Annotated in this window: 17 protein-coding genes, 1 pseudogene and 1 riboswitch; of the genes and pseudogenes, 7 read left to right on the forward strand and 11 right to left on the reverse strand. The window is 73.0% G+C overall.

What is annotated here, in order from left to right; translation table 11 throughout:
- Positions 1–79: 79 nt before the first annotated feature.
- The 4 genes from J1M40_RS03800 (at position 80) to J1M40_RS03815 (ending at position 5,757) form a co-directional block, all read left to right on the forward strand.
- Complete coding sequence (locus J1M40_RS03800; RefSeq protein ID WP_070709866.1) at positions 80–1,237, forward strand: hypothetical protein; 1,158 nt, start codon at positions 80–82, stop codon at positions 1,235–1,237.
- Between the two features lie 62 nt (positions 1,238–1,299).
- Positions 1,300–1,414: riboswitch (TPP riboswitch) on the forward strand.
- Positions 1,411–3,234, forward strand: a complete 1,824-nt coding sequence (gene thiC, locus J1M40_RS03805) for a phosphomethylpyrimidine synthase ThiC (protein WP_063190327.1) — start codon at positions 1,411–1,413, stop codon at positions 3,232–3,234. It overlaps the preceding riboswitch by 4 nt.
- A 294-nt stretch (positions 3,235–3,528) precedes the next feature.
- Complete coding sequence (locus tag J1M40_RS03810) at positions 3,529–4,278, forward strand: DNA-3-methyladenine glycosylase I (RefSeq protein WP_063190326.1); 750 nt, start codon at positions 3,529–3,531, stop codon at positions 4,276–4,278.
- 63 nt (positions 4,279–4,341) lie between these two features.
- Positions 4,342–5,757 (forward strand): NAD-dependent succinate-semialdehyde dehydrogenase, encoded by a 1,416-nt coding sequence (locus J1M40_RS03815; RefSeq protein WP_063190325.1) that lies wholly within the window; start codon positions 4,342–4,344, stop codon positions 5,755–5,757.
- Between the two features lie 54 nt (positions 5,758–5,811).
- On the opposite strand, the gene J1M40_RS12630 is transcribed toward J1M40_RS03815, so the two are convergent.
- The 3 genes and pseudogenes from J1M40_RS12630 to putP form a co-directional block, all read right to left on the reverse strand.
- The gene (locus J1M40_RS12630) at positions 5,812–6,156 is read right to left on the reverse strand and encodes a hypothetical protein (protein ID WP_241252043.1); all 345 of its coding nucleotides are present in this window, start codon (positions 6,154–6,156) and stop codon (positions 5,812–5,814) included.
- A 95-nt stretch (positions 6,157–6,251) separates the two neighbouring features.
- Positions 6,252–6,446, reverse strand: a pseudogene (locus J1M40_RS12955) (2'-5' RNA ligase family protein); the annotation flags it as partial.
- Positions 6,443–8,077 (reverse strand): sodium/proline symporter PutP, encoded by a 1,635-nt coding sequence (gene putP / locus J1M40_RS03825; protein ID WP_144819451.1) that lies wholly within the window; start codon positions 8,075–8,077, stop codon positions 6,443–6,445. The pseudogene J1M40_RS12955 and the gene putP, both read right to left, overlap by 4 nt.
- Positions 8,078–8,185: 108 nt before the next feature.
- On the opposite strand from putP, the gene hrpA reads away from it, so the two are divergent.
- Positions 8,186–12,289, forward strand: coding sequence for an ATP-dependent RNA helicase HrpA (gene hrpA / locus J1M40_RS03830; protein WP_144819450.1), 4,104 nt, complete (start codon positions 8,186–8,188; stop codon positions 12,287–12,289).
- A 24-nt stretch (positions 12,290–12,313) separates the two neighbouring features.
- Here hrpA and J1M40_RS03835 read toward each other — a convergent pair whose 3' ends face one another.
- Both J1M40_RS03835 and J1M40_RS03840 read right to left on the reverse strand, forming a co-directional pair.
- Entirely contained in the window at positions 12,314–12,742 is a 429-nt protein-coding gene (locus J1M40_RS03835) for an HIT family protein (protein ID WP_036316605.1), read from the reverse strand.
- 44 nt (positions 12,743–12,786) lie between these two features.
- Positions 12,787–13,914, reverse strand: a complete 1,128-nt coding sequence (locus tag J1M40_RS03840; protein ID WP_041104327.1) for a sulfurtransferase — start codon at positions 13,912–13,914, stop codon at positions 12,787–12,789.
- A 111-nt stretch (positions 13,915–14,025) separates the two neighbouring features.
- Between J1M40_RS03840 and J1M40_RS03845 the strand changes: the two genes are divergently transcribed.
- Positions 14,026–14,472 carry a Fur family transcriptional regulator gene (locus J1M40_RS03845; protein WP_144819449.1) on the forward strand — a complete coding sequence of 149 codons (447 nt, stop codon included), beginning with the start codon at positions 14,026–14,028 and terminating at the stop codon, positions 14,470–14,472.
- A gap of 19 nt (positions 14,473–14,491) precedes the next feature.
- On the opposite strand, the gene J1M40_RS03850 is transcribed toward J1M40_RS03845, so the two are convergent.
- The 6 genes from J1M40_RS03850 to J1M40_RS03875 form a co-directional block, all read right to left on the reverse strand.
- Entirely contained in the window at positions 14,492–15,310 is an 819-nt protein-coding gene (locus tag J1M40_RS03850) for a metal ABC transporter ATP-binding protein (protein WP_044659228.1), read from the reverse strand.
- Positions 15,307–16,206 carry a metal ABC transporter permease gene (locus tag J1M40_RS03855; RefSeq protein ID WP_044659229.1) on the reverse strand — a complete coding sequence of 300 codons (900 nt, stop codon included), beginning with the start codon at positions 16,204–16,206 and terminating at the stop codon, positions 15,307–15,309. Before J1M40_RS03855 ends, J1M40_RS03850 begins: the two co-directional genes overlap by 4 nt.
- A 2-nt stretch (positions 16,207–16,208) precedes the next feature.
- Positions 16,209–17,216 (reverse strand): metal ABC transporter substrate-binding protein, encoded by a 1,008-nt coding sequence (locus tag J1M40_RS03860; RefSeq protein ID WP_041104319.1) that lies wholly within the window; start codon positions 17,214–17,216, stop codon positions 16,209–16,211.
- A gap of 75 nt (positions 17,217–17,291) precedes the next feature.
- Positions 17,292–18,350 (reverse strand): hemolysin family protein, encoded by a 1,059-nt coding sequence (locus J1M40_RS03865; RefSeq protein WP_036313950.1) that lies wholly within the window; start codon positions 18,348–18,350, stop codon positions 17,292–17,294.
- Positions 18,347–19,663: a hemolysin family protein gene (locus J1M40_RS03870; protein WP_206450484.1), complete on the reverse strand. Its 1,317-nt coding sequence runs from the start codon at positions 19,661–19,663 to the stop codon at positions 18,347–18,349. The genes J1M40_RS03865 and J1M40_RS03870 overlap by 4 nt, the downstream gene beginning before the upstream one ends.
- Positions 19,664–19,847: 184 nt before the next feature.
- Positions 19,848–21,329 (reverse strand): GuaB1 family IMP dehydrogenase-related protein, encoded by a 1,482-nt coding sequence (locus tag J1M40_RS03875; RefSeq protein ID WP_069941468.1) that lies wholly within the window; start codon positions 21,327–21,329, stop codon positions 19,848–19,850.
- A 199-nt stretch (positions 21,330–21,528) separates the two neighbouring features.
- Here J1M40_RS03875 and J1M40_RS03880 point away from each other — a divergent pair, with 199 nt between their 5' ends.
- A complete protein-coding gene (locus J1M40_RS03880) occupies positions 21,529–25,263 on the forward strand; it encodes a multifunctional oxoglutarate decarboxylase/oxoglutarate dehydrogenase thiamine pyrophosphate-binding subunit/dihydrolipoyllysine-residue succinyltransferase subunit (RefSeq protein ID WP_161787974.1) in 3,735 nt (1,244 codons plus the stop codon).
- The last annotated feature ends 3 nt before the right edge of the window (positions 25,264–25,266 follow it).

The following is a 25,266-nucleotide window of genomic DNA, read 5'->3' on the forward strand; positions in this document are numbered from 1 at the left end:
GGTCATGCGGGGGCTCCTTCGGGTCGGGGCGGATCGGCCGCCCGGGCCGGGCCGATCCCGCCCATGAGAATGTAGTCGCATGTCGCACGTCACAGAGAGCTCCCCCGCGCACCCCGGCCGAGCCGAGGAGTCGGCGCCGCTGCGGCCGACCTCCCCGCTCGGGATCGCCGCCACGTTCATCGGCACCACCATCGGCGCCGGGTACGCCTCGGGCAACGAGATCCTGCAGTACTTCGTGAGCTTCGGCCTCTGGGGCGGCACGGGGGCGCTCGTGATCGCCGGCGCGCTGTTCTTCCTGCTCGCGGTGATCGTGCTGCGGCTGGCGCAGAAGCTGCGGACCACGGACATCCACCGGATCGTGAACCCCACGACCTCGCGCGTGCCCACCTGGTTCGCGGACCTGTGCATCACCACGTCCCTGCTGGGGACGCTGGTGATCATGCTGGCCGGGGCCGGGGCGGCGGTGCACACCGCGTTCGGGCTGCCCTCGCTCGTGGGCTCGCTGGTGATGGCGGCCGTCTGCGTGGTCTCGGTGCTGGCCGGCATCACAGGCCTCGTGCGCGTCCAGGCCGTGGTGGTCCCCCTGATCATCGTGGTCGCCGTCGGCGTCGCGGTGTGGGGGTTGGCGAACCCGGGGGCCGCGGTGGACGACGTCGCCGCGCTCGTGACCTCGTCCCCGCTGATCAACCAGTGGTGGCTCTCGGGTGTGCTGTACGTGGCGTTCAACATCCAGCTGGCCTACGCGGTGCTCGCCCCGATCGGCGAGGAGAGCTCCTCGTCGGGGCGCTCCCTCGTCGCCGGGGCCGGGCTCGGGGCACTGGGCCTCGTGGTGATGGCCGGCGCGGTGATGGCCGCGATGACCGCCCACGCCCAGCTCATCGGCCGCGCCGAGCTGCCCATGGTCGAGCTGGCCGCGATGATCGGCGGCTGGGCCGCCCTGCTGTACACGGTCGTCCTGCTGCTGGCGCAGTTCACGACGGCGGTCTCGTGCCTGTACGGCGGGGTGGAGCGCATCGCCCTGCTGTCCTCGATGCGCCGCGTGCCGGGCTGGGTCATCGCCGTCGTCACTGCCCTGGCCGCCACCCTGCTCTCGAGCGTCGGCTTCTCCGACCTCGTGGGCACCGTCTACCCCGTCCTCGGGTACGCCGGCATCGTCATCATCGTGATGCTCATCGTGACGTGGATCGTCGAGCGCACCACGGTGCGCCGGCGGGCGGCCCGCGCGGCGCGCGCCTGAGCGGCCCGCCGCATGGCCGCTGCCGACGGCGGTGAGGCCCCGCAGGGGACGTGCTAGGGTCGCTCGCATCCCACGGGAGCCCCACGGCACGGGGCTGAGACCGGGCTGACGCCGCCCGGAGACCGTCTGAACCTGTCCGGGTCATTCCGGCGAAGGAAGAAGGAGCCGCGGCCATGTCCGTTTCCGAGCACACCCCCCTGCCCGCAGCCGAGTCGACGGCCGAGGTCGTCGCCGAGGAGAACTACCCCACGCACCGTCTGGGCTGGCTCGAGGATGCCGAGCACGGCATCCGCGTGCCCGTCACCGAGGTCCACCAGGACGACTCCCCCGACGGCACGCCCAACGCGCCCCTGACCGTCTACCGCACCATGGGCCCGGGCTCCGTGCCCGAGCGCGGCCTGCCCGCCCAGCGCGCCGAGTGGATCCGCGCCCGCGGCGACGTCGAGGAGTACGAGGGCCGCGAGCGCGACCTGCTCGACGACGGCCGCTCGGCCGTGCGCCGCGGCGCCGCCTCGCAGGAGTGGGCCGGCGAGCGCCGCGCCCCGCTGCGCGCCAAGGAGGGCGCGCGCGTCACCCAGATGCACTACGCCCGGCGCGGCGAGATCACCCCGGAGATGCGCTACGTCGCCCTGCGCGAGGGCGTGGACGTGGAGCTGGTGCGCTCCGAGGTCGCGGCCGGCCGCGCCATCATCCCGGCGAACGTGAACCACCCCGAGTCGGAGCCGATGATCATCGGCAAGGCGTTCGCCGTGAAGGTCAACGCGAACATCGGCAACTCGGCGGTGACGTCGTCGATCGCCGAGGAGGTCTCGAAGCTGCAGTGGGCCACCCGCTGGGGCGCGGACACCGTGATGGACCTGTCCACGGGCGACGACATCCACACCACCCGCGAGTGGATCCTGCGCAACTCCCCCGTGCCGATCGGCACCGTGCCGATCTACCAGGCCCTCGAGAAGGTCGGCGGCGACCACCAGGCCCTGACCTGGGAGATCTTCCGCGACACCGTGATCGAGCAGTGCGAGCAGGGCGTGGACTACATGACCGTGCACGCCGGCGTGCTGCTGCGCCACGTGCCGCTGTCCGCGGACCGCGTGACCGGCATCGTCTCCCGCGGCGGCTCGATCATGGCCGGCTGGTGCCTGGGCCACCACAAGGAGAACTTCCTCTACGAGAACTACGACGAGCTCTGCGAGATCTTCGCGCGCTACGACGTCGCGTTCTCCCTGGGCGACGGCCTGCGGCCGGGCTCCGTGGCCGACGCCAACGACGCCGCCCAGTTCGCCGAGCTCGACACGCTGGCCGAGCTGACGGAGCGGGCGTGGGCGTACGACGTCCAGGTCATGGTGGAGGGCCCCGGCCATATCCCGCTGCACCTGGTGCGGGAGAACGTGGAGCGCCAGCAGGAGCTGTGCAAGGGCGCCCCGTTCTACACGCTCGGCCCCCTCGTCACGGACATCGCCCCGGCGTACGACCACATCACCTCGGCCATCGGCGCCACCGAGATCGCCCGCTACGGCACCGCGATGCTCTGCTACGTCACGCCCAAGGAGCACCTGGGCCTGCCGAACCGGGACGACGTGAAGACGGGTGTGATCACCTACAAGATCGCCGCGCACGCCGCCGACGTCGCCAAGGGCCACCCCGGCGCCCGCGACCGCGACGACGCCCTGTCCAAGGCGCGCTTCGAGTTCCGCTGGCGCGACCAGTTCGGCCTCGGCCTGGACCCGCAGCTCGCCGAGGAGTACCACGACGAGACGCTGCCGGCCGAGCCCGCCAAGACCGCCCACTTCTGCTCGATGTGCGGGCCGAAGTTCTGCTCCATGCGCATCAGCCAGGACATCCGCAGCGAATTCGGCGGCGCGTCCGAGCAGGCGCGGATCGCCGAGGCCGGCATGGCCGCCAAGTCCGCGGAGTTCCGGGCCGCCGGCGGGTCCGTGTACCTGCCCGAGCCGAGTCTGCGCCGGCCCGAGGGGGACGCGGTGCTCGCGAGGGACTGAGCGGCCCGTGCCGCGGCGCGGGGGCCAGGGTGCCGGCCTTGAGCACCTCCCCCGCGCGCGGCGCGAGCCTGCCCTCGCCGGTCGGCCTGCCCTGGGCGCGCTCCCGGCTGGCGTGGCCCCGACCGCGGTCGCCCCCAGCATCTCCCCCCCTCGCCGCACGTGCCGCTGCGGGCCGGGCGGCTCGAGTGACGAGGTCCGGCCGCGCCTCCTGCACAGGTGTCCGCAGACGGCGTTGCGTCCCCGGGCGTCGCGTTCCGGCTCCGGATGTCCGGGGCCGCTCTTAGGCTCGGGTGCATGAGCGCGCACCACGCCGACGACGGCCTCCCCGCCCCCGTCTCCACCCTCGCCGAGGATCCACCGGCCGACGGGCGACAGGCGCCGCCGAGTGGCGTCGTCGTGGGTGAGGACGGGCGGGCCCGCCCGCCGTGGGCGGCACGGGATCCGCTGCTGCGGGAGTACTACGACACGGAGTGGGGCCTGCCCGTCACGGACGAGCGGGGCCTGTTCGAGCGCCTCGTGCTCGAGGCGTTCCAGTCGGGCCTGAGCTGGCGGACCGTCCTGGCCAAGCGGCCGCGGTTCCGGGAGGTGTTCGCGGGCTTCGACCCGGACGCCGTCGCGGCGTTCGGGGACGCGGAGGTCGAGGCACTGCTGGCGGACCCCGGCATCATCCGGAACCGGCGCAAGATCGAGGCCGCGGTCGCGAACGCACAAGCCGTCGTCGGGATGCGCGGCGAGCGGTTCGCCCCGCTGCACCCGGGCTCCCCCGGCGCGGGCCCCGCCTGGCACGGCGACGGCGACCGTCCCGCCACCGGCCTGCCGGGGCTGGTCTGGGCTCACCAGCCTGCCGCGACCCCACGGCCGGAGACGGTGGCGCAGGTCCCCTCGACCTCGGACGAGTCGCGCGCGCTCGCGAGGGCGCTGAAGGCGCATGGCTGCCGATTCGTGGGGCCGACCACTTGCTTCGCCCTGCTGGAGGCCGCCGGGATCGTGGACACCCACCTTCTCGGCTCGTGGCGAAGAGGGGCGTCCGGGATCTGGGAGTGAGCGGGGGCCTCCGGCAGGATGGGGAACTCAACGCAGGACGTCCACACGAAAGGGTGACGACTGATGACCACCACCTCCGCCTCTCAGGGCTACCGCACAATCAACCCGGCCACCGGGGAGCTGCTGAAGTCCTTCGACAACGCCACGGATCAGCAGATCGCCGACGCCCTCGACGCCTCGCAGGCCGCCTACGAGCAGTGGTCCCGGAAGTCGGTGGCCGAGCGCGCCGCCGTCGTGAAGCGGATCTCCGAGCTGCTGGCCGAGCGGTCCAAGGACATCGCCGCGGTGATCACCACGGAGATGGGCAAGTCCCTCGGCGCGGCGGTCGGCGAGGTGCGCTACAGCGCCCAGATCTTCGGGTACTACGCGGACGAGGCCGAGGAGCTGCTCGCGGACCAGCCGATCAAGCAGTTCTCCGGGCAGGAGGCGTTCGTCCAGCGGCTGCCGATCGGCCCGCTGCTGGGGATCATGCCGTGGAACTTCCCGGTGTACCAGGTGGCCCGTTTCGTGGCGCCGAACCTCATGCTCGGCAACACCATCCTGCTCAAGCACGCCGAGATCAACCCCCAGGTGGCGCAGCTGCTGGAAGAGCTCTTCACCGAGGCCGGACTGCCGGAGGGCGTGTACCAGAACGTGTTCGCCACCCACGACCAGATCTCCACGATCATCGCCGATCCGCGCGTGCAGGGCGTGTCCCTCACCGGTTCGGAGCGGGCCGGCGCCGCCGTCGCCGAGCAGGCCGGCCGGCACCTCAAGAAGGTCGTCCTCGAGCTCGGCGGCTCCGATCCGTACATCGTGCTCTCCGCGCCGGACGCCCGCGCCGCCGCCCGCGACGCACTGGCCACCCGGATGGGCAACTGGGGCCAGGCCTGCAACTCGAACAAGCGCATGATCGTCATGGAGGACCTCTACGACGACTTCGTGGACGAGCTGGTCCAGCGCTCCTCGGCGATGAAGCCCGGTGACCCGACCTCGCGTGACGCCGACGTCTACGGCCCGCTGTCCTCCGAGTCCGCGGCCGACGGGCTCGCCGAGCAGATCGCCGCGGCCAAGGAGGCCGGCGCCACCGTCCACGTGGGCGGCGAGCGCGTCTCCGGCCCCGAGGGCGAGGGCTTCTACGTCTCCCCGGCCGTGATCACGGACGTGGACCAGGAGAACCCCGCCTACACGCAGGAGCTGTTCGGCATGGCCGCCGTGGTGTACAAGGTGTCCTCGGCCGAGGAGGCCGTGGCCCTGGCCAACGACTCCCAGTACGGTCTCGGCGGCGCCGTCTTCTCCACGGACCTGGACGAGGCCAAGCGCGTGGCCGACCAGCTCGAGGTGGGCATGGCGAACGTGAACCTCGCCTCCGCCGCCGGCGCGAACCTGCCCTTCGGCGGCGTGAAGCGCTCGGGCTTCGGCCGCGAGCTCGGCCCCATGGCCGTGGACGAGTTCGCCAACAAGCGCCTGTACGCGGTGCAGGGCCCGCTGGAGGGCTGACCCGGGGCCGGGTCGGCCCGGCGGGTCTCCCGCTCCGGCCGGCCCGTCGGCCCCTCAGCCGCGCAGCGGGACGGTCGCCAGCACCTCGTGCAGCGGCCCGCCGGACCGGCCCTCGCCGAGCCGGGACGCCACGACCTCGACCTCGTCGGCGGTCCACTCCGGCCCGCGGTACACGGCGAGCGCGCGCACGGCCTCGGCCAGCAGGACGGTGGCCGGCGCCGGCGGACGGGGCTCGCCCCGCCTCCGACCCCGAGGTCGGAGCGCGGCCCCCGAGACCGGCGCCACGGTGAGGTGGGCGCGCCGGCGGTCCCGGCCGTCGTCGTCGGCGAGCCAGGGCTCCGCCAGGAGCGCGCCGAGCTCCCGGACCTGCACCTGGCCGGAGCGGGGGAGTTCTCGCACCGCACGCTCTGGGTGGGGGCCCCCACCCAGAGCGTGCGGTGCGAGAACTCCCCCGCTCCGGCCAGGTGCAGGTCCAGCGGGCCATGTCCCGCCGCGATGCGGCCGGCGACGGCGACGACGTCGTCCACGGCGCCGGCGGGCACCTCCGGGTGGAACGCCAGCGTCAGGTGCCGCTGCTCCGGCTCGGTCCAGCACAGCGCGCGTCCGGCCCGGTCCCGGACGCCGTCGAGGGCCGGCTCGAGGTGGTCGAGCGCGGCCCTCGGCGGACGGATCGCGAGGAAGAGCCTCACGCCTGCGCGCGCGGATCCGCGGCGGCTGCGGTCGAGCCCACGGCGGCGTCGCGCGTCATGGCGGCCGGGGCCACGTCCGGGTCCGGCTCGCGGCCGGCCACGATGTCGATCGCGCCGGTGAACTCGGCGTCGATCCGCCGCTGCACCCGGCGCGAGCGCTGGGTCACGAGGGACACCACCACACCCACCACGAAGGCGGCGACGAAGCCCGGCAGCAGCTCGTACAGGCCGAACCACTCCCACGTCTCGGCACTGGCCTCGGACCACACCCAGGCGACGGCGGCGCCGGTGACCATGGCGGCCATCGCCCCCCACGAGGTGAACCGCGGCCAGTACAGGGCGAGCAGGATCACAGGGCCGAAGGCGGCGCCGAAGCCGGCCCACGCGAAGGAGACGAGCTCGAGCACGGAGGAGTCCGGGTTGAGGGCGAGCAGCCCCGCCACGAGCGCCACCACCAGCACGCCGATGCGGCCGAGCCACAGGGTGAACGTCGGGGAACCGGTGCGCCCGCGCAGCATGTAGAGGTCCTCCACCAGGGCGGAGGAGCACACGATCAGCTGCGAGGAGAGCGTGGACATGATCGCGGCGAGGACGGCGGCCAGCACCAGGCCGGCCACGAACGGGTGGAACATGATCGAGGCCAGCACCAGGAACACGGTCTCCGGGTCCTCGAGCGTGGTGCCGGGGTTGGCCTGGAAGTAGGCGATGCCCACGAGGGCCACCATCACGGCACCGAACACGGACAGCGCCATCCAGCCGATGCCGACGCGCCGGGCGACGGCCGCGTCGTGCGGGGTGCGCAGGGCCATGAAGCGGACGATGATGTGCGGCTGGCCGAAGTAGCCCAGGCCCCAGGCGAGGGAGGACAGGACGCCGATCAGCGTTGCGTTCTCGAACATCGAGAAGTGGTTCACTCCGCCGCCGGCGGCGTCGGCGGCGCGGATGCCCTCGACGACGGCGTCCCAGCCGCCCATGGTCAGGATCACGACGATGGGGACGGCCAGCAGGGAGAGGAACATGAGGATGCCCTGGGCCACGTCCGTCAGCGAGGCGCCGAGGAAGCCGCCGAACAGGGTGTAGAGCACCGTGATGCCCGCGACCACGAGCATGCCGGTGAGGTAGTTGATGCTGATGCCCTGGGCGTAGAAGGAGTCGGGGCCGAAGGTGGACTCGACGAACTTGCCGCCGGCCACCATGCCCGAGGACACGTAGAAGGTGAAGAACACGAGGATGATCAGGCCGGCCACGATCCGCAGGATGTGCGTGCGGTCCTTGAATCGGTTCTCGAGGAAGGACGGGATCGTGATCGAGTTCCCGGCCACCTCGGTGTAGGAGCGCAGGCGGGGGGCGACCACGCGCCAGTTCACCCACGCGCCCACGGTCAGGCCGACCGCCATCCAGCCCTCGACCAGGCCCGCGGCGTAGATCGCGCCGGGCAGGCCCATCAGGAGCCAGCCGGACATGTCGGACGCACCCGCGGAGAGCGCCGCGACGGACGGCTTCATGTCGCGTCCTGCGAGCATGTAGTCGTCGAGGTCGGTGTTCTTGCGGGAGGCGTACAGGCCGATCGCGATCATCGCGAGGAAATAGAGGCCGATCGCCGCCAACAGGAAGACGGTGTTCGTGTCCATGGGCTCCAGAGAATCACATCCGGACTCTCAGCCCCAGTCCCAGGTCCGTCCCGGATTCGCCCCGTCCGGGTCGGCCCGGGCCCCCGCGCGCCTAGGATGGAGGCCGTCATGACGCAGACTCCCCCGCCCTCCACGCCCGCCGCGCAGCCGTCGGCGACGCCCCACGACGCCGTCGCGATCACGTTCCCCGAACACCTGCCGGTGGCGGAGCGCCGTGAGGAGATCATGGCCGCGATCCGCGACCACCAGGTGGTGATCGTCGCGGGCGAGACCGGCTCGGGCAAGACCACGCAGCTGCCGAAGATGTGCCTGGCCCTCGGGCTCGGGGAGGCCGGCTCGATCGGCCACACCCAGCCCCGGCGCATCGCCGCCCGCTCGGTGGCCGAGCGCATCGCGCAGGAGCTGGGCGAGGAGATCGGGCAGACGGTCGGCTACCAGGTCCGCTTCACGACGCAGACCTCGAAGGCCACCCGGGTCAAGGTCATGACGGACGGCATCCTGCTGGCCGAGATCCCCCACGACCCGCAGCTGCGCCGCTACTCCGTGATCATCGTGGACGAGGCCCACGAGCGCAGCCTCAACATCGACTTCCTCCTGGGCTACCTGCGCAACCTGCTGCCCCAGCGCCCGGACCTGAAGGTGATCATCACCTCGGCCACCATCGACCCGGAGCGCTTCGCCCGGCACTTCGGCCGGCCGCTGGCCGCGGGCGAGGACCATGCGGACGCGGTGGAGGCCGACGACGGCGGCCGCGTGGTCCCGGCGCCGATCATCGAGGTCTCGGGGCGCACCTACCCCGTCGAGATCCGCTACCGGCCGCTGACCGACGAGCCCTCCCCCGACGACCCCGAGGACGATGCGGACGACGCCGCCGAGACCCGCGACCCCCTCGACGCGATCGGCGACGCCGTCCTCGAGCTGGCCGCCGAGCCGCCGGGTGACATCCTCGTGTTCCTGCCGGGCGAGCGGGAGATCCGCGAGGCCGCGGACCACCTGACCGGCGTCGTCGCCGGCACCACGCGCCTGGCCGGCACGGAGATCCTGCCGCTGTTCGGCCGCCTGTCCATGGCGGAGCAGCACCGCGTGTTCGGCCGCGCCGGGGCCGGGGTGCGCCGGCGGATCGTGCTGGCCACGAACGTCGCCGAGACCTCCCTGACCGTGCCGGGCATCAAGTACGTGATCGACACGGGCACCGCGCGCATCTCGCGGTACTCGCACCGCACCAAGGTGCAGCGCCTGCCGATCGAGCGTGTCTCCCAGGCCAGCGCGAACCAGCGCGCGGGCCGGTCCGGCCGCACCTCGGACGGCATCGCGATCCGCCTGTACTCGGAGGAGGACTACCTCTCCCGCCCCGAGTTCACGGACCCGGAGATCCTGCGCACCTCCCTGGCCTCGGTGATCCTGCAGATGCTGTCCCTCGGTGTGGCCCGCACCCCGGGCGACGTCAAGGAGTTCCCCTTCGTCCAGCCCCCGGACGGCCGACAGGTCACCGACGGCGCCACCACGCTCACCGAGCTCGGCGCGCTCGAGGCCGGCGGCGCCCGCGCCGGCACCATCACCCGGGTCGGACGCCGCCTGGCCCGTCTGCCCGTTGACCCGCGGCTGGGCCGCATGATCCTCGAGGCCGGTGAACGCGGCTGCGTCCGGGAGGTCATGGTGATCGCCGCGGCCCTGACCATCCAGGACCCCCGCGAGCGCCCCACGGAGCAGCGCGAGGCCGCGGACGAGCTGCACCGCCGGTTCGCGGACGAGAACTCGGACTTCTCCGCGATCCTGAACCTCTGGGCCTACCTGCACGAGCGGCAGAAGGAGCTCTCCAGCTCCCAGTTCCGCAAGCTGTGCCGCCGTGAGCACATCAACTGGCTGCGCGTGCAGGAGTGGCAGGACCTGGTGCGCCAGCTGCGCCAGCTCGCCAAGGACGTGGGCCTCACCGTCGAGTCCGGACCCGTGGACCCGGTCGGCCGGCACGAGGCCGTGCACAAGTCCCTGCTCACCGGCCTGCTCTCGCAGATCGGCGCCTACGACGAGCGCCGTCGCGAGTACGCGGGCGCCCGCGGCACCCGCTTCGCCGTGTTCCCCGGCTCCGCCCTGTTCAAGAAGCGCCACCCGTTCGTCATGGCCGCCGAGCTCGTGGAGACCTCCCGGCTGTGGGCGCGCACGGTGGCCCGGATCGAGCCGGAGTGGGCCGAGGAGGTCGCCGGCCACCTCGTCAAGCGGACCTACAACGAGCCGCACTGGTCGCGGCGGGCGGGTTCCGTCGTCGCGCGCGAGAAGGTGACGCTGTTCGGCGTCACTCTGATCCCGGACCGCTCGGTCCGGTACGGCCGGATCGACCCGGAGCTCTCCCGCGAGCTGTTCATCCGGCACGCCCTCGTGGAGGGCGACTGGCGCACGCGTCACCGGTTCTTCGCCCGCAACCGGGCTGCGCTCGAGGAGGTCGACGCCCTCGAGACGCGCCTGCGCCGCCGCGACCTGCGGATCGGGGACGAGGACCTGTTCGCCTTCTACGACGCGCGGATCCCGGGAAACGTCGTCTCCGAGCGGCACTTCGACGCGTGGTGGAAGAAGGCGCGCCAGGATCAGCCGGACCTGCTGGACCTCGACGTCGCCGCCCTGCTCACCGCCGACGCCGAGGACCTGGACACCGACGCGTTCCCCACCACGTTCGCGTATCCGATGCCCGGCGGCGACGTGGAGCTCGACCTCGAGTACACGTTCGACCCGACCGGCGCGGCCGGCACCGACGGCGTGACCGTGGCCGTGCCGATCCTGCTGCTCAACCAGGTCTCCCCCGGCCCCTTCGCATGGCTGGTCCCCGGCCTGCGGGTCGAGCTCGTCACCGCCCTCATCAAGGCGTTGCCCAAGGCGGTGCGCAAGAACCTCGTGCCCGCCCCGGACGTGGCCCAGCAGCTCGTCGCGGACCTCGAGGCCCACGCCGACCCGCTGCGGGACGAGCTGCCGGAGGCGCTGTCCGCGGCCGTGCGTCGGGTGCGCGGCGTGGTGGTGGAGCCCGGACTGTGGGCCCCGGACGCGGTGCCCCTGCACCTGCGGATGGACTACCGCGTCGTGGACGCCCGCGGCGCCGTGATGGGCGCCGGCCAGGACCTGCCCGCGCTGCAGGCCCGGCTCGCGCAGGCCAACCGCTCCGCGATCGCCGCCCGGCTCGCCGGCACCGACGACCCCGCCTCGGCCCGGCCGGGGCCGCGCGGCACGGGCCGCGGCGGCCGGGCCCAGGCCGACGGGCGGGCCGGGGCCGAGGGACGCCGTCGCCCGGAGGGCCCCGGGCGGTCCGGCGCGACGCCGGCCTTCGAGGAGCGGCACGGGCTGACCTCATGGAGCATCGGCACGGTGCCGAAGACCGTCTCCACCGCGGCCGGGGCGCGCGGCCCCGCCATCACGGGCTACCCGAGCCTCGTGCCCGAGACCACGCCCGACGGCGGCCCCGCGGCCGGCCTGACCGTGGCCCGGTCCGCGGACGACCAGGCGGCCTGGCACCGGGCCGGGGTGATCCGGCTGCTGCTGGCCACCCTGCCCAGCCCTCAGCGCTACGTGCTGGACCACCTGGACAACAGGGAGAAGCTCACCTTCACCCAGAACCCGCACGGCTCGGTGGACTCCCTCGTCGCGGACTGCACGCAGGCCGCCGTGGACCGTCTCGTCGGGGACGAGCTGCCGTTCGACGAGGCCGCGTTCCGCGCCCTGTTCGACCGGGTGCGGGCCGACCTGATCGACACGGTCTTCGCCGTCACGTCCCTGGTGGAGCAGGTGCTCTCCCGGGCCGCGCAGGTGCGACGCCGGCTCAAGGGCTCGGTCTCGCTCGCCCTCGCACCGGCGCTGTCGGACGTGAAGGCACACCTCGAGCAGCTCGTGTTCCCCGGCTTCGTGGCCGCCACGGGCTGGGAGCGGCTGCAGCACCTGCCGCGCTACCTGCAGGGCATGCTGACGCGCCTGGACCGATTGGACGCCGGCGGCCACCTGCAGCGCGACGGGCAGCACATGGCGGTGGTGCAGGGGCTCGAGGACGAGTTCGACGCCGCCGTCGCGGCCCACCGCGCCCGGTTCGCGGGCACGCCCGTGCCCGCGGAGCTGGAGCGGGTGCGCTGGCTCATCGAGGAGCTGCGCGTCTCGTTCTTTGCCCAGGAGCTGGGCACGGCGGTCTCTGTCTCCGAGAAGCGGGTGCGTCAGGCGCTCGCCCGGGCCACGCGCGCCTGAGTCGGGCCCGGGCGGCGCGGGCCGTCAGTCCTGCGGGACGACCTCGCCGTGGCCCAGGTCCCGCAGGGCCGCGCGGAGGCGGGCGGCGGCGTCGTCCAGGTCCGCCGGATCGGGGGCGTTGTCCACGCGGGCCAGGTCGAAGTCGGCGAGCGAGGTGGAGGGCCACACGTGCACGTGCAGGTGCGGGATCTCATAGCCGGCGATCATGAGCCCGGCCCGGCGGGCGGAGAACGCCGCCACCTGCGCCTTGCCGATCTGCTGGGCGACCGTCGTCAGGTGCGTGACCAGCGCCGGGTCGACCTCCACCCATTCGTCCACCTCCGCACGGGGCACCACAAGCGCGTGCCCCGGCTGGAGCGGCGCGGCGGACAGGAACGCGACGCACGTCTGGTCCTGCCACACGAAGCGGGCGGGCAGCTCGCCGGCGATGATCCTGCTGAAGACGGTGGCCATGGAGGGTCCTCCTGGGGGTCGGCGGGGCAGGGCCCCGGGGCTCGTCAGTCCCGGCCGGACGCGCCGTCGGGCTCGGGGCCGACCGCGACGGCGTTGGACGGGTCCTGGACCCATGCTGACCACGAACCCGGGTAGAGCGCCACTCCGGGTCGCCCCGCGACGGCCAGGGTGAGCACGGCGTGCGCCGCGGTGATGCCCGAGCCGCAGTACACGGCCACGGGAGTGGCGTCGTCCACGCCGACGGCGTCGAACCGCTCCGCCAGCTCTGCGGCGGGCCGCAGGCGGCCGTCCTCGGCGATGCTCTCCGCCGTGGGCACGTTCCGCGCCCCGGGGATGTGCCCGGCCACGGGGTCGAAGGGCTCGACCTCCCCGCGGTAGCGTTCGGCCGCCCGCGCGTCGAGGAGCAGACCGCCGGAGGCCATCGCCTCGGCGCCGGCCGTGTCCACGACGGGCATGCGGCCCCACGACGGCCGGGCGGTGCCGGGCACCGGGATGACCTCACCGGGCTGCAGGGGCAGGCCCGCGGCGCGCCACGCCTCGAGGCCGCCGTCCAGGAGCACGGAGTCCCGCAGCCCCGCGTGGCGCAGCAGCCACCAGGCGCGCGCGGCGGACAGGCCGTGGTCGTCGTCGTAGACCACGATGGTGTCGCCCTCGTCGATCCCCCACATCCGCACGGTCTCCGCGAACTGGCGCGCGTCCGGCAGGGGGTGGCGCCCCGCCGCCGGACCGGCGTGGCCGGCGAGCTGGCTGGGCAGGGAGACGTAGACGGCGCCCGGCAGATGGCCCTGGAGATAGGCGGCGTGGTCCGGCCCGCCCCCCGTGGCCCGGAACCGGACGTCGAGCAGGATCACCCGGTTCGGGCGGCATCGGCCCGGCTGGGCGTAGGCCGGGCCCCCGGGCACCGGCGGCAGGTCCTCGACGGGGGCCAGGCCGAGCCAGCCGGCCAGCACGTCCACCGTCACCAGGGTGGGCGGCTCGGCGGCCTCAGGGTCGACGCCGTCGATGTCCGCGTCCGGGTCGCCGCCGGCGTCATGGGACGAGGACGGGGCCGCCGTGGGCGCCGGGACCACGCGGCCCTGCCCCTCGTCGACGACGATCAGCGGGTCGGGTCGATCGGGGGCGGCGCCGTCGCGGTCCGGGACAGGGGATGGGTCCGGGGTCTCGCTGTGCACCCGGACACCTTACTCCACGCCCCCTTCGGCGTCGCTGATAACCTGGAGGATGGCCCGCGCGGACCTGTTCCGGACCGCGCGGAGGAGGCGGCAGCCGCCGCAGAAGGAGTCGTGAGCACCGTGAGCGCCCCCGAGCCCAGCCCCCGTGCCGCCCGTCCCCGGGCGACCCGGCAGAAGGCCGCCGTCGACCGAGCCCTGGACCGCATCCCGGACTTCGTGAGCGCGCAGGAGCTCCATGCCCGCCTCCAGGACCAGGGCGAACGCGTCTCGCTGGCCACCGTGTACCGGACCCTGCAGCAGCAGCTCGACGACGGCCTCGTGGACATGCTCCGCCGCGACGACGGCGAGACCGTGTACCGCCGGTGCGAGGACGAGGGCCACCATCACCACCTGGTGTGCCGGATCTGCTGGACCACCGTCGAGGTCACCGCCCCCCACGTCGAGGCGTGGGCCACCGCCGTCGCCGCGGAGCACGGCTTCACGGACGCGGACCACACGGTGGAGATCACCGGCGTCTGTGCCCGCTGCCGGGCCGAGGGGCGCACCCGCGCGGCCTGACCCCGGGGCCGGGCCCCGGTCAGTGGCGGATGCCGCCCGCGGGGTCGTCCAGGAAGTCCGCCGGGTCCTCGACTGCCTTGGAGGGCCCGTGCAGGGCGCCCCGGCCGTAGGCGATGTCCAGGTTCTCGACCGTGAGCACGTTCCGCGGCGGGCCGGAGGCCACGACACGCCCGCCCATCAGGACCACATGGTCCGCCTCCGCAGCCTCGTCGAGATCGTGGGTCGTGTAGACCACGGACACCCCGCGCGTCGGCTCCTCGTGGAGGAGGTCGTCGATCGTGCGGGCGGAGACGATGTCGAGGCCCGTCATCGGCTCGTCGAGCAGCAGCACGTCGTGGTCCTGGGCGAGGCCCTGGGCCACGTAGGCGCGCTGGCGCTGGCCGCCGGAGAGCTGGTCGAGGTGCCGCCGCGCCAGGTCCGCGACCTGCATGCGCTCCATGGCGGCCCGCACGATGTCCCGGTCCTGCTTCCGGAACGGGCGGAACCACCCGAGCGTGGGGTACCGGCCCATCCCGACGACGTCGCGCACCGTCACCGGCACTCCCTGGGGCACGCCGATGGACTGCATCACGAAGGAGGTGCGCTGCGAGCGCCGCCGCGGGTTCTCGCCGAGCACCTCCAGCGCACCGGAGGCCGGGTCGCTCAGGCCCGCCAGGGCGGTCAGCAGCGTGGACTTGCCGGAGCCGTTGGGCCCGATCACCGCGATCAGCCGCCGGGCCGGCAGGGTGAAGTCGGAGGGCCGGACGGCCACGTGCGAGCCGTGGCGCAGTTCGAGCGCCCGGGCGACCGCGAGGGGAGGCGTGGCCGCCGCGGCGCCCGCGGGGAAGGACGCGTTCATCGGGCGACCTCCGCTCCGGGCAGGGCCACGACCGGCGTCTCCTGCTCACGCTGCGCGCGCGAGCGCACGTGCCGGCCCAGGAGCGCCAGCACGGCGGCGCGGACGGCGAGCACGACGAAGAACAGCAGGATCGGCATGAGCGCCATGGTGGCCGAACCCGCCGTGCCCAGCCGGTAGCTGAGGGTGAGCCCGGTGACGACGCACGCCGCGCCGATCACGACGGAGACGAGCATCATCTGGGGGACGCTGCGCGTCAGCAGCGCCGCCGTCGCGGGCGGTCCCACGAGGAGGCCGAACACGAGCACCGTGCCCACCGCCTGGAACGAACCGATCACGGCCGCGCCGATCATCACCAGCAGCAGCGTGTGCGTCAGCCCCGGTCGCATGCCCAGCGAGCGCGCCTTGACCTCGGAGAAGCTCAGTGCCAGCAGGGGCCGGTAGAGCAGCAGGGCCAGGGCGATCACCACGACGGCGATGACCGCCTGGGTCACGATGCCGTCCACGCTGACCCCCAGCACATCGCCGAACAGGATCGACGTGAGCGATCCCGTGTAGGAGTCCGACTTGGAGATGATCACCACGCCCAGGGCCATCATCCCCACGAAGAGCAGGCCGATGGCGGTGTCCTCCTTGAGGGTGGTGGCCCGGTGCACCAGCGAGATGCCCGCCATCATGACGACGGCGGCCACCGCCGCACCGAGGTGGGGGCTGCCACCGGTGACGACCGCCAGGGCGATGCCCGGCAGGACACCGTGCACGAACGCGTCCCCGAAGAAGCTCATCCCGCGCAGCACCAGCCACGTGCCCACGACCGAGCACATCACCACGGCGATGAGTCCGCCGACGAGGGCGCGCTGCTGGAATCCCATCTGGAAGGACTCGAGCAGCCAGTCCATCCTCAGCCCTCCAGCGCGTCGGCGAGGGTGCGGGCGTTGAGGAGCATGGCCTCGGCGTAGTCCGCCTCCGGGGTGTCCTTCGGGCCGACGCCGCCCTCGTAGACCTCGATGACCGGCAGGTCGCCGGCCTCCTCGGCCACGGTGTCCACGAGGCTGTTGCGCGCGCCCACGGACGTGATCACGGCGTCTGCGCCGCCGTCGCGGATGGACCGGGCGAGCTCGGCGATCTCCTGGGAGGAGGGCTCGCCGTCGGTGGAGCCGCCCGGGACGACGACGCCGGACACGGTGAAGTCGTAGGCCTCGCTGAAGTAGCCGTAGGCGTCGTGGTCCGTGACCAGCGTGCGGCGGTCCTCCGGGACCCCGGCGAGGATCTCCCGGACCTGCGTGTCCGTCTGCTCGAGCTCCCCGCGCACGGTCGCGCCGCACTCGGCGAACCTCTCGTCACCCCGCTCCTGGGCGAGCGTGTCGCCCATCAGCTCGGCGGCCCTCGCCATGCGGGCGACGTCCATCCAGACGTGCGGGTCCTCGGACCCGTGGTCATGGCCCTCGTGGCCCGCCCCCTCCTCGGCGTGGTCATGGCCGCCGAAGGGCAGCGGATCCAGCTGGGGCGCCACCTCGACGACGGTCGCGCCGTCCGCCTCGGCGTTGGCGAGGGCGGACTCCATGCCGCCCTCGAGGCCGAGGCCGTTGGAGAACACGAGGCCGGAGGAGACCATGTCCTTCACCTGCGCGGACGAGGCGGAGAAGTCGTGCGGATCATCCCCCGGGCCCATCACCGTGACGCTGCGGGCGTCGGCGCACGCGACCACGCGGTCGAGCACGGAGCCGAGCTGCGTCGTCGTGGCGACGGCCACGGGCGCGCCCGCGGCCGAGCCGGACCCGGCGGCAGCAGAGGCGCCCGCGGCCTGCTCGCCCGCGGAGTCGCCGCTGGTCCCGCCGCACGCGGCGAGGCTCAGGGTGAGCGCGGTGAGGGCCCCGGTCAGGGCGGGCAGACGACGGCGGCGGAGCATGGGGCGACCTCGTTCGTGTCGGGAGGATGTGTGAAATCGGTTCTCAACAGTAGCACCGCGCCGCCCGCGCGACGCTCACGCGGGCCGGAACCGACGTGGCGACTGCGTCACGTCGTTGATCTCCCCGACGAGCTCCTCGAGCACGTCCTCGAGGAAGAGGATGCCCGCGGTCTCACCCTCGGGCGTGATGACCCGGGCGAGGTGGGAGCCCGTGCGCTGCATGAGCGCGAGTGCGTCCTCGACCTCGTCCTCGAGCCGCACGTTGGCCAGCGAGCGCACGCGCGTGAGCGGGATCGGCTCGTCGTGTCCCGACGGGCCCACGGTGAGGACGTCCTTCAGGTGCAGGTAGCCGGTGTAGCCGCCGTCGGGGTCCTCGACCACGAACCGGGAGAAGCCCACGCGGCCCACGGTCCACTCGAAGTCGTGCGGCGTGATCCCCTCGGGGACGGTGACGACCCGCTCGAGCGGCACCATCACGTCCCCGGCCCGGTGGTCCGAGAACTCGAGGGCCGAGTGCAGCACTCCGGACTCGTCCTCCAGGGTGCCCGAGCGGGTGGACTCGGCCACGATCGACTGCACCTCCTCGAGCGTGTAGGAGGAGGCCACCTCGTCCTTCGGCTCGATGCGCAGGGCGTGCAGCACGAGGTTCGCCGTCCAGTTCAGCGCGGCCACGACCGGATGCAGCAGCTTCGAGAGCCACACGAGCGGCTGGGCCAGCAGCATCACGGCGCGATCCGCGAACGAGACGGCGGCGTTCTTGGGCACCATCTCGCCCAGGGTCACGTGCAGGAAGGTGACCACCAGCAGCGCGAGCACGAAGGCGGTGACGTCCGCCGCCGCGGCCGGGACCCCGAGGGCGCCCATCGGGACGACGAGCAGGTGGTGCAGCGCCGGCTCGGACACGTTGAGGATGAGCAGGGAGCACACCGTGATGCCGAGCTGGCAGACGGCCAGCATCTGGGAGACGTGCTCCATCGCGTAGAGCGCCACCTGGGCCTGGCGGGAGCCGGCCTCGGCCCGCGGCTCGATCTGCGCCCGGCGGGCGCCCATGACGGCGAACTCGCCCGCCACGAAGAAGGCGTTGGCGGCCAACAGGACCACCAGCCATAGCAGTCCGACGACGTCCCCGTTCATGCGCGCGTCTCCTCGTCCTCAGCGGCCGGGTCGAAGCGCACGCGCTCGATGCGGCGGCCGTCCATCCGCTCGACCGTCAGGGTGCCGCCGTCCACGTCCACCACGTCCCCGACCTCCGCCAGGCGCCCCAGTCGGGCCAGGATGTACCCGCCGACGGTCTCGTAGGCCCCGTCCTCCGGCACCACGAGGGCCGGGATCTGGGTCCGCACCTCGTCGGGCCGCAGCTCCGCCGGGAAGTACCAGCGGCCGGAGGCCGTCTGGAGGACCCCTGGGGTGACGCGGTCGTGCTCGTCCGCGACCTCGCCGACGATCTCCTCCACCACGTCCTCGAGCGTGACCACCCCTGCGGTGCCCCCGTACTCGTCCACGACGACGGCCATCTGCAGGTTCGCGTCGCGCAGCTCGGCCAGCAGCTGGTCCAGGTGCACGGTCTCCGGCACGCGGATGACCTCGGTCATCAGCGCACCGGCCTCGAGGTCGGCGCGGCGCTCCCGCGGCACGGCCACGACCTTCTTCACGTGCACGACGCCGCGGATGTCGTCCGAGGAGTCGCCGATCACGGGGAACCGGGAGTAGCCGGTGCTGCGGGCCAGGTCCAGGACCTCGGGCAGAGCCTGGTCCTCCCCCACCGTCTCCACGCGGATGCGCGGGGTCATCACGTCCGCCGCGGTGCGGTCCGCGAAGCGCAGCGTCCGGTCCAGGAACGTGGCGGTCTGCGCGTCGAGCGTGCCCAGCTGCGCCGAGCGACGGACCAGCGAGGAGAGCTCCTCGGGGCTGCGGGCTCCGGAGATCTCCTCCTTGGCCTCGATGCCCACGCGGGCCAGCACGCCGTTGGAGAACCCGTTCAGGACCAGGATCGCCGGCTTGAACACGGTGCTGAACACGAGCTGGGGACGGGCGAGCGCGCGGCCGATCGCCATGGGCTCGGCGATGGACATGTTCTTGGGGATCAGCTCGCCGAGGAGCATCGAGAGCAGGGTCGCCACGACCATCGCGACGACGAGCGAGACGGTGCCCACCACGCCGGCCGGCAGCCCCACCTGGAGCAGCAGCGGATCGATGAGCCGGCTGATCGCCGGGTCCATCACGTAGCCGGTGAGCAGTGTGGTCAGGGTGATGCCCAGCTGGCACGCGGAGAGCTGGGTCGAGAGTGACTTGAGACAGCGCAGCAGGGGCTCGGCGCCGCGGTCACCCGCGTCCACCATGCGCTGCACGGTCGGCACGTCGATCGCGATCATGGCGAACTCGACGGCCACGAAGAACCCGGTGCCCGCGATCAGGAGCAGGCCGAGGATCAGCAGGAGCCACTCCACCCGACCTCACCCCCTCGACGGCGGGCCGGGCGGCGGTGCGGGGCACCGGGACTGGAAGGCTCCGATCCGGCCGCGTCCGCGTGGGCGGACGGGCGGTCTGGCACACAGGTGTCAGGGTGATCCATAGTCCGCCCAGTATAGGGGCGTCAGGCCCCGGCGGAACGAGCAGGGGAATGCGGCCGCCTCACCACGACGAGGCGACCGGCCGGCCCTCCTCGTAGCCCGCCGCGGACTGCAGGCCGACGACGGCGCGCTCACGGAACTCCGCCAGGTCGTGGGCGCCGGCGTAGGTCAGCGACGAGCGCACACCGGACGTGATGGTGTCCAGCAGGTCCTCCACCGACGGGCGGCGCGGGTCCACGTACATGCGCGAGGACGAGATGCCCTCCTCGAACATCGCCTTGCGGGCCTTGGTGAAGGCGTCCTCGTGGCGGGTCCGGTGCTGGACCGCGCGGGCCGAGGCCATGCCGAAGCTCTCCTTGTACCGCCGACCGTCCGGGCCGTGCACGAGATCGCCCGGAGACTCGAGCGTCCCCGCGAACCACGAGCCGATCATCACCGAGCTGGCTCCGGCGGCCAGCGCGAGCGCCACGTCCCGCGGGTGCTTCACCCCGCCGTCCGCCCACACGCGTGCCCCGAGCTCGCGGGCCGCGGCGGCGCACTCCAGGACCGCCGAGAACTGGGGCCGGCCCACCGCGGTCTGCATGCGCGTGGTGCACATCGCGCCCGGTCCCACGCCCACCTTGACGATGTCCGCGCCGGCCGCGACCAGGTCCCGGACGCCGTCGCCGGAGACGACGTTGCCGGCCACCACGGGCACGCCGGGGTCGAGGGCCCGCACGGCGGCGAGCGCGTCCAGCATGGTCCGCTGATGACCGTGCGCGGTGTCCACGACGAGCACGTCGACGCCGGCCTCGACCAGGACGGCGGCCTTCTCCCCCACCGCCCCGTTGATGCCGACGGCGGCGCCGACGCGGAGCCGTCCGTCGTCGTCGAGACCGGGCGTGAACAGGGACGAGCGCAACAGGCCCGCCGCGGTGACGACCCCGCGCAGCACGGGGGCGGCGGTGCCCACCGCCGGGTCCACGACCGGGGCCATCTCCTGGTGCGCGGCGTGCAGCCGCTCGAAGGCCGCCCGCAGCGCGTCCTTGCTCGGGGCCCCGTCCGTGCCGCCGAGCTCGGCGAGCGTGAGGGTCACCGCCGGAGGGTGCATGACGGAGGCGGCCGAGGCGAAGCGGTCCACGCCCTCGCAGTCCTGGGGGCGGACCACGCCGAGCAGCCCACCGTGCGCGTCCACCACACAGACGGCCCCGTGGTTGCGGCGGTCCACGAGGTGGAGCAGGTCCAGCACCGTGTCCTGCGGCCCGACGGTCAGGGCGGTGTCCGCCACGGGGTGGGCCGCCTTCACCCGACGCACGACGTCCCGGATCACGTCCGCCGGGATGTCCTGCGGCAGGATCCCCAGACCACCGCGCCGGGCCATGGTCTCGACCATCCGGCGCCCGGTGACGGCGGTCATGTTGGCGGAGACCAGGGGGATGGTGGCGCCCGTGCCGTCATCCGGGGCGATGTCCACGTCCATGCGACTGGCGACGTCCGAGTGCGAGGGCACGAGGAAGACGTCGTTGTACGTCAGGTCGACGGCCGGGTCGGTGAGGAAGCGCATGGCGCCAGTCTCCCAGACGCGGCGGACGCCGAGGGGCCCCGCGCGTCCGCCGGGAGCGGAGTCGAGCCGAGGCCGCGGCATTCCGACCGGGGCCGTCGAAGAACTATGATGTCCCGAGGCGTTCCCGGCCCCACGCGCGCCGCGCGGGTGGCCCGGCGCAGCACATCGCATCCCAAGGCTCAGGAAGAGGCGTTACACAGTGCCAGAACTCACGTCGGACCGGCTCGCACAGGAGTTCCCGGGGAACGAACGGCTCGTGGCCGAGATCTACCGGAAGTACCGCGAGGACTCCGGTTCCGTGGACCGGCAGTGGGCACAGATCTTCGCCCGTCTCGAGGCCAGCGCCCCCGCCGCCGCAGAGGCCGAGCCGAAGGCCGCCGCCAAGACCGAGCCGAAGACCGCCGCCCGGGCCGAGCCGAAGGCCACCGCCAAGGTGACCGAGCCGAAGGCGGCGACCGCCCCGGCCCGGGGTGCGCAGCCCAAGGAGACCTCGGTCAGCACCGGCCCCAAGGCCAAGAAGACCCCGGCGGCCCAGGCCGTGCCCTCCGAGCCCGCCGACACCGCCACCACCACCGCGGACGAGAAGCAGGAGAAGGCCACCGTCCTCAAGGGCATGGCCAAGGCCGTGGCCACGAACATGGACGCCTCCCTGTCCATGCCCACCGCCACCACCGTGCGCGACCTGCCGGCCAAGGTGCTGATCGACAACCGCGTGGTCATCAACAGCCACCTGGCCCGCACCCGCGGCGGCAAGGTCTCCTTCACCCACCTCATCGGCTACGCCGTGGTCCGCGCGCTCGCGGCCATGCCCTCGATGAACGTGACCTACGAGGAGCGCGACGGCAAGCCCACCATGGTGGAGCCGGCCCACGTGAACTTCGGCCTCGCCATCGACCTGCCCCGCCCGGACGGCACCCGCGCGCTCGTGGTCCCGAACGTGAAGGCCGCCGAGACCCTCGACTTCCGCGGCTTCTGGAAGGCGTACGACGACCTCGTCCAGCGCGCCCGCAAGAACAAGCTGACGATGGACGACTACGCCGGCACCACGGTCTCCCTGACCAACCCGGGCGGCATCGGCACCGTGCACTCGGTGCCCCGCCTGTCCCAGGGCCAGGCCGCCATCATCGGCGTCGGCGCGCTGACCTATCCGGCCGCCTTCCAGGGCGCCGCCGAGTCCACGCTGCACGACCTGGCGATCTCCAAGACGATCACCCTCACCTCCACGTACGACCACCGCGTGATCCAGGGTGCCGGCTCGGGCGAGTTCCTGAAGATCGTGCACGGCCTCCTGCTGGGCGAGGACGGCTTCTACGACGAGGTCTTCCACTCCCTGCGCATCCCCTACGAGCCCGTCCGCTGGGCCCAGGACGTGCAGGTGAACCCGGAGGAGCAGATCGGCAAGGTCGCCCGCATCCAGCAGCTCATCCACGCGTACCGGGACCGCGGCCACCTGCTGGCCAACGTGGACCCGCTCGAGTACTCGATGGCCTACCACCCGGACCTCGACATCCGCGAGCACGGGCTCACCCTGTGGGACCTGGACCGTGAGTGGCCCACCGGCGGCTTCGGCGGGGCGAGCAGCCTGACGCTGCGCAAGATCCTCGGCGTGCTGCGTGACGCGTACTGCCGCACCATCGGCGTCGAGTACATGCACATCCAGGACCCGGCCGAGCGCGCCTGGTTCCAGGAGAAGCTCGAGCAGCCGTACGCCAAGCCCACCCGCGAGGAGCAGCTGCGCATCCTGGGCCGCCTCAACGCGGCCGAGGCGTTCGAGACGTTCCTGCAGACCAAGTACATCGGCCAGAAGCGCTTCTCCCTCGAGGGCGGCGAGTCCCTCATCCCGCTGCTGGACGGCATCCTCGGCGACGCCGCCGACGCCGGTCTGGACGAGGTCGCCATCGGCATGGCGCACCGCGGTCGCCTGAACGTGCTGACGAACATCGCCGGCAAGACCTACAGCCAGGTCTTCCGCGAGTTCGAGGGGGCCACCCCGGGCGGCGCCTCGGGCTCGGGCGACGTGAAGTACCACATGGGCACCGAGGGCACCTTCGTGTCCGACGCCGGCAACAGCACCCGCGTGTACCTCGCCGCCAACCCCTCGCACCTGGAGGCCGTGGACCCGGTCCTCGAGGGCGTCGTGCGCGCCAAGCAGGACCGCCTCGATCTGGGCGGCCAGCGCCCGGACTCCTTCTCCGTGCTGCCGATCCTGGTGCACGGCGACGCGGCCTTCGCCGGCCAGGGCGTCGTGACCGAGGTCCTGCAGCTCTCGCAGCTGCCCGGCTACCGCACCGGCGGCACGATCCACGTGATCGTGAACAACCAGGTGGGCTTCACCACGCCGCCGACCCAGGCGCGCTCCGCGGTGTACTCCACCGACGTGGCCAAGACCATCCAGGCCCCGATCTTCCACGTCAACGGCGACGAGCCGGAGTCCGTGGTGCACGTGGCCCAGCTCGCCTTCGAGTACCGCCAGCGGTTCAACAAGGACGTCGTCATCGACCTCGTCTGCTACCGCCGCCGCGGCCACAACGAGGGCGACGACCCGTCGATGACGCAGCCGCGCATGTACAACCTCATCGAGCAGAAGCGCTCCACCCGCAAGCTGTACGTCGAGTCCCTCGTGGGCCGCGGCGACATCACGCAGGAGGAGGCGGACAGCGCCCTGAAGGACTACCAGCAGCAGCTGGAGCGGGTCTTCGCGGAGACCCACGAGGACGCGCCCGCCTCCGGCGGAGAGGGCCTCCGCCCGGCCGAGGACCGGGACGCGGCCCCGGAGGCGCCGGCGTCCACGGCCATCTCGGCCGAGACGCTGCGGGCCATCGGGCAGGCGCACATCGACGTGCCCGAGGGCTTCACGGTCCACCCGAAGCTCGCCGCCCTGCTCGAGCGCCGCGCCAAGATGGCCGTCGACGGCGGCATCGACTGGGGCTTCGCCGAGCTGGCGGCCTTCGGCTCGCTGCTCATGGAGGGCGTGCCGGTCCGCCTGGCGGGGCAGGACTCCCAGCGCGGCACCTTCACGCAGCGTCACTCGGTGTTCCACGACCGGATCACCGACGAGACGTGGGCGCCGCTGAAGCACCTCTCCGAGGACCAGGCGAAGTTCTGGGTCTACAACTCGCTGCTGTCCGAGTACGCCGCCCTCGGCTTCGAGTACGGCTACTCCGTGGAGCGCTCCGACGCCCTCGTGCTGTGGGAGGCCCAGTTCGGCGACTTCGTGAACGGCGCGCAGACGATCATCGACGAGTTCATCTCCTCGGCCGATCAGAAGTGGTCGCAGACCTCGTCCGTGGTCCTGCTCCTCCCCCACGGCTACGAGGGGCAGGGGCCGGACCACTCCTCCGCCCGCATCGAGCGGTTCCTGCAGATGTGCGCCGAGGACAACATGCGCGTGGTCAACCCCTCCACGGGCGCGAACCACTTCCACCTGCTGCGCGAGCAGGCCTACGCCCGCCCGCGTCGGCCCCTCGTCGTGTTCACCCCGAAGCAGCTGCTGCGCCTCAAGGCCGCCGCGAACTCGGTGGAGGACTTCACCGAGGGCCGCTTCCAGCCGGTCATCCCGGACGCCGGGGTGGACGCCAAGGACGTCACGCGCGTGCTGCTGGTCTCCGGCCGGCTGTACTACGACCTGCTCGCCCGCCGCGAGAAGTCCGGTGACACCTCCACCGCGATCGTGCGGGTGGAGCAGCTCTACCCGCTGCCCCTCGATGAGATCCGCAAGGCGCTCCGCGCCTACCCGGACGCCGACGTCGCGTGGGTGCAGGACGAGCCCGCGAACCAGGGCCCGTGGCCGTTCATGGCGCTGAACCTCGTGCCGCAGCTCGACGGCCCCGTGACCCTCGTGTCCCGCCCGGCCTCGGCCGCGACCTCCGCGGGCACCAAGGGCCGCCACGACCAGGAGCTCAGCACGCTGCTGGACGCCGCCTTCGGCCGCTGACCC

It is taken from the genome of Micrococcus sp. KRD026 (assembly GCF_017168445.1).
Taxonomy (GTDB): Bacteria; Actinomycetota; Actinomycetes; order Actinomycetales; family Micrococcaceae; genus Micrococcus; species Micrococcus luteus.

Bases quoted from the DNA above. Each gene is read 5' to 3' on its own strand.
- J1M40_RS03800 (WP_070709866.1), top strand. From the start codon at position 80: ATGTCGCACGTCACAGAGAGCTCCCCCGCGCACCCCGGCCGAGCCGAG.
- thiC (WP_063190327.1), top strand. From the start codon at position 1,411: ATGTCCGTTTCCGAGCACACCCCCCTGCCCGCAGCCGAGTCGACGGCC.
- J1M40_RS03810 (WP_063190326.1), top strand. From the start codon at position 3,529: ATGAGCGCGCACCACGCCGACGACGGCCTCCCCGCCCCCGTCTCCACC.
- J1M40_RS03815 (WP_063190325.1), top strand. From the start codon at position 4,342: ATGACCACCACCTCCGCCTCTCAGGGCTACCGCACAATCAACCCGGCC.
- putP (WP_144819451.1), bottom strand. From the start codon at position 8,077: ATGGACACGAACACCGTCTTCCTGTTGGCGGCGATCGGCCTCTATTTC.
- hrpA (WP_144819450.1), top strand. From the start codon at position 8,186: ATGACGCAGACTCCCCCGCCCTCCACGCCCGCCGCGCAGCCGTCGGCG.
- J1M40_RS03835 (WP_036316605.1), bottom strand. From the start codon at position 12,742: ATGGCCACCGTCTTCAGCAGGATCATCGCCGGCGAGCTGCCCGCCCGC.
- J1M40_RS03850 (WP_044659228.1), bottom strand. From the start codon at position 15,310: ATGAACGCGTCCTTCCCCGCGGGCGCCGCGGCGGCCACGCCTCCCCTC.
- J1M40_RS03855 (WP_044659229.1), bottom strand. From the start codon at position 16,206: ATGGACTGGCTGCTCGAGTCCTTCCAGATGGGATTCCAGCAGCGCGCC.
- J1M40_RS03860 (WP_041104319.1), bottom strand. From the start codon at position 17,216: ATGCTCCGCCGCCGTCGTCTGCCCGCCCTGACCGGGGCCCTCACCGCG.
- J1M40_RS03865 (WP_036313950.1), bottom strand. From the start codon at position 18,350: ATGAACGGGGACGTCGTCGGACTGCTATGGCTGGTGGTCCTGTTGGCC.
- J1M40_RS03875 (WP_069941468.1), bottom strand. From the start codon at position 21,329: ATGCGCTTCCTCACCGACCCGGCCGTCGACCTGACGTACAACGACGTC.